The 11244-nt window shown below is 57.5% G+C and carries 9 protein-coding genes; all 9 read right to left on the bottom strand.

What is annotated here, in order from left to right:
- Positions 1-21: 21 nt before the first annotated feature.
- Positions 22-1278, bottom strand: a complete 1257-nt coding sequence (locus ACR0DB_RS12995) for an ABC transporter permease (protein ID WP_480551386.1) — start codon at positions 1276-1278, stop codon at positions 22-24.
- Complete coding sequence (locus ACR0DB_RS12990) at positions 1275-2195, bottom strand: ABC transporter permease (RefSeq protein WP_480551384.1); 921 nt, start codon at positions 2193-2195, stop codon at positions 1275-1277. Before ACR0DB_RS12990 ends, ACR0DB_RS12995 begins: the two co-directional genes overlap by 4 nt.
- A gap of 11 nt (positions 2196-2206) precedes the next feature.
- A complete protein-coding gene (locus ACR0DB_RS12985) occupies positions 2207-3319 on the bottom strand; it encodes an ABC transporter ATP-binding protein (protein WP_170785917.1) in 1113 nt (370 codons plus the stop codon).
- A gap of 116 nt (positions 3320-3435) precedes the next feature.
- On the bottom strand, positions 3436-4560 hold the full coding sequence (locus ACR0DB_RS12980) for an extracellular solute-binding protein (RefSeq protein WP_170773495.1): 1125 nt from the start codon (positions 4558-4560) through the stop codon (positions 3436-3438).
- A 317-nt stretch (positions 4561-4877) separates the two neighbouring features.
- Positions 4878-5966 (bottom strand): ABC transporter ATP-binding protein, encoded by a 1089-nt coding sequence (locus ACR0DB_RS12975; RefSeq protein WP_480551382.1) that lies wholly within the window; start codon positions 5964-5966, stop codon positions 4878-4880.
- Positions 5967-5969: 3 nt separating this feature from the next.
- Positions 5970-7625, bottom strand: a complete 1656-nt coding sequence (locus tag ACR0DB_RS12970) for an alpha-amylase family glycosyl hydrolase (protein WP_480551380.1) — start codon at positions 7623-7625, stop codon at positions 5970-5972.
- Positions 7626-7634: 9 nt separating this feature from the next.
- Positions 7635-8783, bottom strand: a complete 1149-nt coding sequence (locus ACR0DB_RS12965; RefSeq protein WP_480551378.1) for a carbohydrate ABC transporter permease — start codon at positions 8781-8783, stop codon at positions 7635-7637.
- Positions 8784-8787: 4 nt separating this feature from the next.
- On the bottom strand, positions 8788-9795 hold the full coding sequence (locus tag ACR0DB_RS12960) for a carbohydrate ABC transporter permease (protein WP_170754134.1): 1008 nt from the start codon (positions 9793-9795) through the stop codon (positions 8788-8790).
- 63 nt (positions 9796-9858) lie between these two features.
- Positions 9859-11127, bottom strand: a complete 1269-nt coding sequence (locus ACR0DB_RS12955) for an ABC transporter substrate-binding protein (protein ID WP_170355129.1) — start codon at positions 11125-11127, stop codon at positions 9859-9861.
- Between the last annotated feature and the right edge of the window lie 117 nt (positions 11128-11244).

Below are 11244 nucleotides of genomic sequence, written 5' to 3'. Positions count from 1 at the left end.
TCCCGGCGGGCGCAGATTGCGCTATTCGTCCGTTTTCAGACTGTTGGGGTCAAACGCTCCGCCGAACCCGCCATTGGTCGAAGGTTGCGGCTCGGCGTTGGATTCATCTTCGTCACCACTCAAAGCATTTGGCGCGAAGACATTGCCAAACCCGCTATTGTTCGACGGTTTCGGAGCGGATTGCGTCTCGCCTTGTTCTGCCTCGTCAGCTTCGCGCTGTTTGCGGCGTTCTTCGCGCTGCTTGCGCAGCTCTTGGATACGCTGGTCGGCTTCAAGCTGCTTTTGCTCTTTCACGTTGGCGATGCATTGGTCCGGGCTGTAGGCGGTTGCCGTGCCCACAACTGTGATCGTAGCGGCCGCGAAGACAACCACGAGCATGGCGGCGACATTGCCTGCAAAGAAACTGGGCAGTTTGATCTTGCCCGCCAGTTCTTCGACCGTGGCATTCTTGCGCGCGGCGGCGACCAGTTCCTGTCGCTTCAACTTCGCCTCGTTCAGCAGGGCAAAAAACACCGTCAGCGCCACGATGATAAAGGCCAGGGCCGAGATCGACGGCGTGATGCCATAGCGTACTTTCTGTGCCAGTTCGATGGTCAGTGTCGGGTATTCGCCGAAGGTGAAGGTGGTCGTGTTGTAGTTTTCGAACGACGCGAGGAACGCCAGCACTGCGGCGCTTGCAATCGCGGGCCGCATAAACGGCAGCAGGATTTTGCGGAACGCCTGCGCATGGGTCGCGCCAAGGTCCAGTGCGGCCTCGGTCAAGGCCACGTCATACCGCTGCAGCCGCGCCACCAGAACCAACATGCAATAGCTGGCGATAAAGGTGGACTGGCCAATCACCGTCAGGAAAATGCCGTTCGACAGGACACTATCCGCGCCCAGCCCCAGCATCCGGTTGATCCGGTCCCAGAACACCAGGGTTGAAATCCCCAGAACAACCCCGGGGATCAGGATAGGCGCGATGATGATTGTGTAATAGGTTGCGCGCAGCTTGGGCCATATCTGGGTCAGCATCAGCGCCCCCGCCAGCCCCATCGCCACCGACAGAACCACCGTACCGGCCCCGATGATCAGCGAGTTCTTGATGCCGTTCAGGATACGCTGATCCTGAAACAGCGCTCCGAACCACTGGAAGGTCAGGCATTCCCACGGAGTCATCCGCGGGAAGGCAGACGAGTTGAAGGCCGTGACCGACATGATCACCAGCGGGCCCAACAGATACAGGAAGAAGATTGCCAGATAGACCCAGATACTTACACGAAGGAAGGACAGGTTCATTTGCCGATATCCCCCATATTCACCTTGAACAGACGCATTACGGCCAACACAAACAGGATACAGGTCACCAGCAGCACGATCGCGTAAGCGGCCCCCTGCGGCCAGTCATTGTTGTCGTTGAATTGCTGATAGATCAGCTGCGTGAACCACAAGCTGGACGGCCCACCCAGAATTTGCGGCGCAGCCAGCGCTCCTGCCGACAGCATGAACACCATCGTACAGCCCGAACTGATCCCCGGCTTGGCATAGGGGATGACGACCCGCCAGTGAATCCGCCACCACGGGGCACCCAGATCCCGTGCGGCCTCGATCTGGTTGCCGTCGAGGCTTTCGATCACGTTATACATCGGGAAAATCATCAGCAGGATGTAGGCGTAGCCAAGCCCTGCATAGAGCGCGATGTCGTTGCGGATGAAGTCGAACGGTGTGTCAAAGACGCCAAGGCCGACGAACAGGGTATTCAGCACGCCTGTCTCACCAAAGATGATGCGCAATGCAAAGGCGCGCAGGATTTCGTTGATCCAGTAAGGGATGATCAGCATGATCGCAAAGATGCGAATATGGCTGCCCTTGGACTGGCCCAGATAGTATGCGATTGGGTAGCAGAGGATCAGGTTGAAGATCGTCACACAGACCGCCGCAACCAGAGTACGGAAGAACACGCGCAGATCGACCGCGTTGTATTCCTGACTGCCGCCCTCGGGGCCGTAGATCAAATATTTGTAATTCTCCAGCGTGTAGACATCCTTGGGCCCGCCAATCTCAGGCGGAGGCAGGTTAGGCCGGAATGAGAAATCCAGCATCGACAGCTGCGGCAGGATGATCAGGCCGATGGTCCAGAAGATCACCAGACCCAGAATCGCTAGCCCCATACCGGTGCCGTTGCGGTTAAAGAACTCTTTCAGGAAGCGGGGCATTTCAGTTCCCCCTATTCCGCGGCCAGTTCACCCGCCGGAACCAGAACCGCATTCTGCGCCTCATATTCCAGCGTGATGTTCTGTCCGGTGTGATCCTGGAAGGATTGACCATGGTTCGGGATCGAGACCTTGATCTCCTTCCCGCCCTCACCCTCAGTGAAGATGTTGAAGACGTTCCCCTCGAATTCCTCGTGGTTGACGCGGGCGGTGACGAAATGGTCGCCCGTCGCCCCATCGGGGGCGATGGCAAACGCCTCGGGGCGGATGAACATCATGGCGTCATCCCCCTCTTTCAACTTGCCTTGGTTGGCGGTGGAAATTCGCGCCACTAGATCACCAGAGCGATTGGTCGCGATCATCGCCTCATTGCCCATGACCTGCTTGATCTTGCCCCGGAACACATTGTTTTCCCCAACGAATGAGGCCGCGAAGGCTGTGTTGGGATCATTGTAGATGGTCTTGCCATCGGCAATCTGGTCGATCACGCCCGCACGCATCACGGCGATGTTGTCGGACATGGTCAACGCCTCGCCCTGGTCGTGGGTGATGTAGATGAAGGTGATGCCGACACGCTGCTGAATCTCGCGCAGCTCGGTGCGCATATGCTGGCGTAGCTTCAGATCCAGCGCCGAAAGTGGTTCATCCAGCAGCAGCACATCGGGTTCGGCACAAAGCGCACGGGCAATGGCGACCCGCTGGCGCTGACCACCCGACAGCTCGCTGGGCAGTTTGTCGCCCTGCCCCGGCAGCGCGATCATGTCCAAAAGCTCATCGGCGCGCTTGCGGCGTTCCTTGGCGCTGGCGCCCTTGATCTCCATGGAAAAGGTGATGTTCTCCCACACTTTCATCAGTGGAAACAGCGCGAGGTTCTGGAAGATCAGAGCTGTAGGGCGTTTGTTCGGTCCAATCCCGCGCATGTCGTTGCCGCCGATCAGAACCTTGCCCTCGCTGGGGTCCAGAAAGCCCGAAACCGCACGCAGGATCGTGGTCTTGCCACAGCCCGAAGGGCCAAGGAACGAAAAGAAATCGCCCCCGTTTATGTTCACATTCGCGTCCCGCACCGCGACGAAATCGCCAAAACGAATCCACAGGTTCTCAAGATCTACACCGACCCCAGCACTCATGTTTGCTATCTCCGATGGATGCGGGTGTTAACCGCATAAAATTGGGCTCCGTCACGCTAAACCGTGCGGATTAAAGGCCCCCCGCAATGTCGCGGGGGGGTAACGTTTCTAAGCGATCAGGCGCTCTTGAACTTGTTGACGAATTCGGTCCGGGTTTCAGCGTACCACGGTGCTTCGGCCGGCCATGGGTTGAGGTTGGCCAACGAGTCGCCCGGATAGGCTTCGGCAAAGTTCTTCTTGTAGGTGTCGCCCGAATACTGATCGGCACCCAGAACCGGTGAGTTATAGCCGTGACTGTCAATCGCCACACCAGCCGGCTTCGCCTGATAAGCGAAGTCGATGAAGGCGTAGATCTGGTCGATATTTGCCGCACCGGTCGGAATCGACATACCGTCAACCCAGGCCATCGCACCTTCGACAGGAGCTTGGTAGTGCACCGGCTCGCCCGCCGATTTCAGCGCCAGCGGCGGACCATCCCAGGTCTGGCCGACAACAACACCTTCGTTCAGCAGGCCGTTTTTCTGAGTATCCGCGTCGTTCCAGATCAGTTTGATCCGGTTCTTGCGTTCGATGCACCAGTCGGTGATCTGACCCCAAACCTTGCGCATGGTGTCCTCGTCACCATAAGCGGCCCAGACCGAGCCCGGCTCCATCTCACCCGAACGTTCCATGTAAAGACCTGCGCCCAGCATCATCGAATGCGCGCGGCCCATGGTTTTGCCCGCATTCTCCTCGGACCAAACATCGCCATAAGACGGCGCATCGCCTTCGGGCAGCCATAGATCGGTGCGATAGGCAATGCCCTCGGTGCCCCAGATATGCGGCAGCCAGTGCACGCCCGCATCGCCAAAGTTCCACGCATCTGTGCCAATAGCGGCCATCGCCGGGTTCACCAGATCAATCGGTACCTTGTTCATGTCGAAGGGCTGCAGCAACTCAAGCGGTTCCCACTGCAAGGACCGGTTGTTGGTGGGCGAGACGATGTCAAAGCCTTGGCCCTTGGTCGCCTTCATCTTGTTGATGATCTCTTCGTTCGACCCGATGCCGGTATAGTTAACCTTGATTCCGGTCAGAGTTTCAAACTCTTGCAGGAAACTGGGTGGCAGATAATCCGACCACATCAGAATGTTGATCTCACCTGAAGAGGCCAGTGCGCTTTTGCTGTAAAGAGGGGCCGCCAGAGCCGCGGCACCTGCGCTTTTCAGCACCGTCCGCCTGGACAGGTTTGTTAGTTTAGTCATTGTTAGATCTCCCGTTGTAAATCCGTTTTTTTGTTTTTGTGGATACAGGTTAGACCTTTGCGATCCAGCTGTCAGTCCAAAAGTGACAGTTGGCAGTTTCCATAAGTCCAGTTTGAATTGACTTGGCGCCTTTGCGACCGCGTAACACCGCTGGTCGACGGGTCGGAAGATTTAACCAACCGGTGCGTTCACAAGCTAAAAAACACGTTCCATTATCCGATTAAGGCACGTTGGAATACCTGGCGGCGTGGCCGACAGGTACAATCGAAACGATCAACGCTGATGATTAAATTGGACTTCACCAATTCGCAGAAAAGTCAGGACTTGCTGCGCATAGATTTTCCGTCGTGAAACAAATGCACCTTTTCGGGACGGGCTGAGACACCAACAGTTTGTCCCCGCATATTGCGCTGGATACCCTGCAACTTGGCAATCACAGATTCAGCCCCGGTGCGGTTTTCAAAGTACAGCAGTGTGACTTCGCCTAGTGCCTCGGTGAAGTCCACCACCCCTTGAAAGGCCGCGTCCGCGTCAGCTGGAACAAAATCTTCTGGCCGGATGCCGACATTCACTTGTTTGCCCATGTCCTCCGCCTGGGTCGCGATAGCGCTCGTGATCGTTCCACCGGCCTCTAGCGTGACAACTGTCGTTTCGCCCGTTTGTGTGATGATACCGGGCAGCAGGTTCATCGAAGGCGAGCCGATGAATTGCGCGACAAATTCGTTATCCGGCGTCTCGTACAATTCCAGCGGAGTCCCAACCTGCGCGATCCCCTTGTTGGCAAGAACCACGATGCGACTGGCCAAAGTCATCGCCTCGACCTGATCATGGGTCACATAGATCATGGTGCTGTCAGGCATCGCCTCTTTCAGGCGCGCGATTTCGATCCGGGTGGCAACTCGCAAGGCGGCGTCGAGATTCGAGAGCGGTTCGTCAAACAGATAGACCTTGGGATCGCGGACAATGGCCCGCCCAATGGCAACCCGCTGACGTTGTCCCCCCGACAGTGCCTTGGGGAGCCGATCCAGAAATGGTTCCAACTGAAGGATACGCGCGGCGCGTTCGACAGCGGCATCCACATCCGCCGCAGGCATTTTGGCGATCTTGAGAGCAAAGGCCATATTCTCGCGCACGGTCATGTGGGGATAAAGCGCATAGCTTTGGAACACCATCGCAATGCCGCGCTGCGCCGGGGGCACATCGTTCATGACCTGCCCTTCGATCTCAAGCGTCCCGCCCGAGATCTTCTCCAGCCCTGCAATCATACGTAGCAAGGTGGATTTACCGCAGCCCGAAGGACCGACGAAAACGATCAGCTCGCCCCGGTCAATGTCCAGATTGATGTTCTTCAGAACATCCACATGACCATATGTCTTGGCCACATCCGTAAGTTTGAGCTCAGACATAACCTACCCCTTGTCCCGCGCCAGCAGACAGAATTGCGCAGCGTCGAGGGACAAAGCCCCTTCCCCTTCGACGCTGCCCAACTCCTCCCCGATTACGTACCAGTTCCCCTCTGGCATAGTGATTTGGGTCGAATCCGAGCCCAGATTGAAGGCACAGAACACCTGTTCAGTCGGGGCGTCCCGCAGGAAAGTCAGAACAGGGCCGTTTTGGGTCATTTGCTCCTGTTCTCCGGACATCAGTGCCGGATGCGCATGTCGCAGCGCAATCGCGCGGCGATAGTGATGCAGCATCGAGTTCGGGTCCTGCTCCAACCTGTCTACCGCGCGCTCGGCTTGCAGCGGGCTGACGGGCAGCCAAGGACGACCGGCGCTAAATCCCGATTGCTCGTCCTGCGCGGCCCAGACCATCGGCGTGCGGCATCCGTCGCGGCCTTTGAATTCTGGCCAGAATTCGATGCCATAGGGATCTTGCAGGTCTTCGAACGCCACATCGGCCTCGGGCAGGCCCAGTTCCTCACCCTGATACAGGCAGGCAGAGCCGCGAAGGCACATCATTAGAACCGCGTGCTGTCGAACGGCCTCGTCGCTTAATCCCCAACGTGTCGCGTGTCGCTGAACGTCATGGTTCGAGAAGGCCCAGCAAGGCCACGCGTCACCGGCCTTGTCCTCTAACTGATCGAAAACCTGTTTGGCGTAAGACGCAGTCAATGCGCGTTTTTCCAGAAACTCGAAGGCGTAGCACATGTGCATCCGTTTATCGCCGGAGGTGTATTCGCCCATGATCTCAAGCCCGCGCTGCGCGTCGCCGACCTCACCCAGACAAGCGCGGCCTTCATATTCGTCTGTCAACGCACGCAACCGTTCGAGGAAGGCGATATTCTCAGGCTGGCTTTTGGAGAAAAGGTGATCTTGATGGTTATAGGGGTTCACCATCGGCGCAATCGAGGCGTTGCGCTGATCCATCGGCAGGCCGGGGTTGTCGCGCAGCTGCATGTCGTGGAAGTAGAAGTTGATTGTATCCAGCCGGAACCCATCGACGCCCAAATCCAGCCAGAACCGGGCCAAATCCAGCAAGGCGTCCTGAACCGCCGAACAATGGAAATTCAAGTCGGGCTGCGAAGTCAGGAAGTTGTGCAGATAATACTGCAATCGCCGCGAGTCCCACTGCCAGGCCGAGCCTCCGAAGATCGACAACCAGTTGTTTGGCGGCGTTCCGTCCGGTTTCGGGTCCGCCCAGACATACCAATCGGACTTTTCGTTTTCGCGGTTGGACCTGCTCTCACTGAACCACGGGTGCTGATCCGAAGTGTGCGACAGCACCAGGTCGATCATCACTTTCAGCCCAAGCCCATGCGCCTGATCCAAAAGCTCTTTGAAATCCGCCATCGTTCCGAACATCGGGTCGACATCGCGGTAGTCGCTGACATCATATCCAAAGTCCTTCATCGGAGATTTGAAGAACGGCGATATCCAGATCGCATCGACCCCAAGCGAGGCGATATAGCCCAGACGCTGAGTAATCCCTTTCAGGTCGCCAATTCCGTCGCCATTGCTGTCCTGAAAGCTGCGGGGATAGATCTGATAGATCACACCACCGCGCCACCAATCGGACGCTGCTTGGGTTGCCTTCGTTGTGTCCACAGTGTTCTGCACGTTCATCAGAAGCCTCTATTTGACGGATCCGGCCAACAGGCCTCGAACCAGATATTTTTGCATTGCGAAGAAAACGATCAGCGGCACGGCGATCGATACGAACGCCGCCGTGGCCAGAATTTCCCAGTTGCCGCCCCGCGTGCCCAGCAGTTCGACGATCTGGTTGGTCATGACGGTGGTTTGACCAGACGCGTCGATCAAAAAGACCTTGGCAACCAGCAGATCATTCCAAGTCCACAGGAACTGGAAGATCGCAAAAGAAGCCAGCGCTGGGAAACTCAGAGGCAGGATCAGTTTGGTGAAGATCTGGAACTCGGTCGCCCCGTCGACCCGCGCGTTTTCGATCAGGTCTCGGGGAAGGCCAGCCATGTAGTTGCGCAGCAGGTAGATTGCCAGCGGCATGCCGAACCCGGTATGGGCCATCCAAACCCCAAGGTAGCCTTTCCCGATCCCGATATTGAGGTGGAATTTCAAAAGTGGGATCAGCGCCAGTTGCAACGGCACCACCAACAATCCAACTACGGCAGCAATCAGCAGGGCGCGGCCGGGGAAATCCATCCACGCCAACGCATAGGCCGCAAAGGCGGCCACCAAGATCGGAATGATTGTCGCAGGAATGGTCACAGTCAGAGTATTGAAGAACGCCCGCCCCATGCTGTCAGAAGAATCTTCGGCCAACAAAACCTTGTGGTAATTGGCCAACGTGAACTCGGGCGGCAATTCTGCGGTCACGAACACACGCGCGCCCCGGCTGCCGGTAAATTCTTCCGAATTCTCCATCCGGTAGTTGCCTTGCGCGTCCACGGTAATCGTACCCCCCCGACGCAGCTCAGCAGTATCACCCGGAACAAACGCATCCACGGCCCGAGAGCTGACACCCCATTGAGAGATCGTAGCCGTCGTGCCCGCGTCAAACAGGTTGCCTTCGATCACGTAAACCCCGTTTTCCAGAACCTGTGTGTCCGGCGCTGCAGACCGCAAAGTCAGATTCTGTTCGGACGGGAAAAGCGATTTCCACCAGCCGCTTGTGGCAATCTGATCGGCCGTGCGAAAAGACGAGATCAACAGCCCAAGTGTTGGCACCACCCAAAGCACGACCAGAAATATGACCGAGGCATGGACGACCCAGCGCAGCGCCGGTTTGGTTCCTACAATATCGCTCATGGCCTCACTCCATCTCTTTGCGCGCGTTGCGCACGTTCCAGATCAGGATCGGGGTGACCAGCAGCATGATCACCATGGCCGAGGCCGACCCCACACCCCAGTCATTGGCGCGGAACAGCTTGTCATACATGTAGTTGGCCAGAACCTGTGTCTCCCACTGGCCGTTGGTCATGGCAAAGACGATGTCAAAGACCTTGAGCACGGTGATCGTGATCGTGGTCCATACGACCAGAATTGTGGTCTTGATCTGCGGCACCTTGATGCGGAAGAAAATCTGAAACGGGTTGGCGCCGTCCAGAATGGCGGCCTCGACGGTTTCCTCGGGGATGCCACGCAAGGCCGCGGACAGGATCACCATGGCAAAGCCGGTCTGAATCCAAATCAGCACGACCATCAGGAAGAAACTGTTCCAGAACGGGATGGTCAGCCAAGTTTGCGGCTCGGTCCCGCCAAAGAAGATATAAAGCGCGTTCAGCATCCCGATCTGATCCTGTTCGGCCGGGCGAGTGTCATAGACCAGCTTCCAGATCACCGATGCACCCACAAAAGAAATCGCCATCGGCATGAAGATCAGCGACTTGGCGATATTGCCCCAACGAATGCGGTCGGTCAGTTGCGCAACCAAAAGACCCAAAGCGGTGGACATCGCCGGCACGATGATCAACCAGAACATGTTGTTGCGCATGGCTTCCCAGAACTTGGGCTCATTCGCCATCTGGATGTAGTTTTCCAGGCCCACCCATTCATAGCCCCCACCGGGTACCCGATCCGTAAGGGACAAGCGCAGCGTTTCGACCACCGGATAGGCCAGATACAGACCCAACGCCGCCAACGCCGGGAACAGAAACAACCACGGACGGATCATGTTGGCGCGGTTGATATTGCGCCCTGCATTCGGGCCGCGCGCCGGGAACAGCACTTTGTCCAGAAACTGGTTGGAGAGGTAGAAATAGCCCACACACCCTGACACGCCGATGGCGATGGTCAGCAGGCCCTGTAATGCCGGATGCATGCCGCGTCTCCCTTGCGACGGTGGCGGGCAACCCGAACTGGCGGGTTGCCCGATCAGGAACGCTTAGTCCAGCGCGTCCCAGGAGGATTGGATTTCGTTGGCAACCTCTTCCGCCGAGGCCCCGCCCGCATAGTCGACCATGCCGGTCCAGAACGTCCCTGCGCCAACACCGCCGGGCATCAGGTCAGACCCGTCAAACCGGAAAGTGGTTGCTCCCAGAAGGATGTCGTTCATCTTCTTCAACGTCGGGTCCGAGAACAGCGAGGTATCAACGCCCTTATGCGGTGTCAGGAAGCCGGTTAGCTGCATCCAGGTCTCGTGCGCTTCGGGTGTCTGCAGATACTCGATCAAAGCATGAGCGCCGGGGCTGTCATTGGTGATCGCCCAAAGTGTGCCCGCACCCAGAACCGGGCTGCCCAAGTCTTTGCTTTCATAGGCCGGGAAATAGAAGAAATCCGCATCCTCACCCACGACCGTGCCTTCGGGGAAGAAAGCCGGAATGAACGAGGCCTGACGGTGCAGATAGCATTGCGGCGGAGAGCTGAACATGCCTTTGGGACTGTCGCGGAAATCGGTCGTGGCCACGGCCCCTGCCCCACCAGCGACATAGTCGTCGTTGCGGGCGAAGGCTCCGAATTCTTCGATGGCCGCGATGACCTTTGGGTCATTGAATTTCATTTCATTTGCGACCCAGGCGTCATAATCCGCGGGCGATTGCGTGCGCAGCATCATGTCCTCGACCCAGTCGGTCGCGGGCCAGCCGGTCGCTCCGCCAGACCCCAGACCGATACACCAAGGCGTCTCGCCATCCGCGACGATCTGGTCCGTCAGAGCTTTGAGTTCCTCCATCGTGGTCGGCACTTCGTACCCGGCGTCCTCGAAGTTCTCGGGAACATACCAGACCAGTGATTTCACATCGACCTTGTAGAAAAACCCGTAAAGGTTATCAGCCCCGTCCGGGCCTGCATATGTCCCCAGATCGACCCAGGATTGACCCGCAGCGTAATTGTCGCGAATCCAATCGGATGTGCCATCTGCCAAAGGCGTCAGAAAGCCGGATTTGGCCATATCCGCCGCCAGACCGGGCTGCGGGAACACCGCAACGTTAGGGGCAGATCCTGCTTCCGCGTCGATGCGGATCTGCTGTTCGAAACTATCCGAGCCGACATAGGCGTACTCATGCCCGGTCGCGGCAGCAAAGCCGTCCAGCACCTTTTCGACATTTTCCTGATCCGGTCCCAACCAGGGGCCAAACACCGTGACCTTGTCGGCATGCGCCGCGCCCGCCATCAGGGCGAACGTTGCCGCGCCTGCGTAAAGCGAGTGTTTCATGAATTCTCCTCCCAACTCTGTTGCGCCCATGGGACTCAGTTTTCAAAGCGCTTTGAATGACGGGTTTTATCCGCTAACATTCAAGTTCTGTCAATATTAGGTTTGAAATTCGCCTAA

It is taken from the genome of Ruegeria sp. AB6, from assembly GCF_056542685.1.
This window is presented reverse-complemented; position numbering and strand designations above follow the sequence as displayed.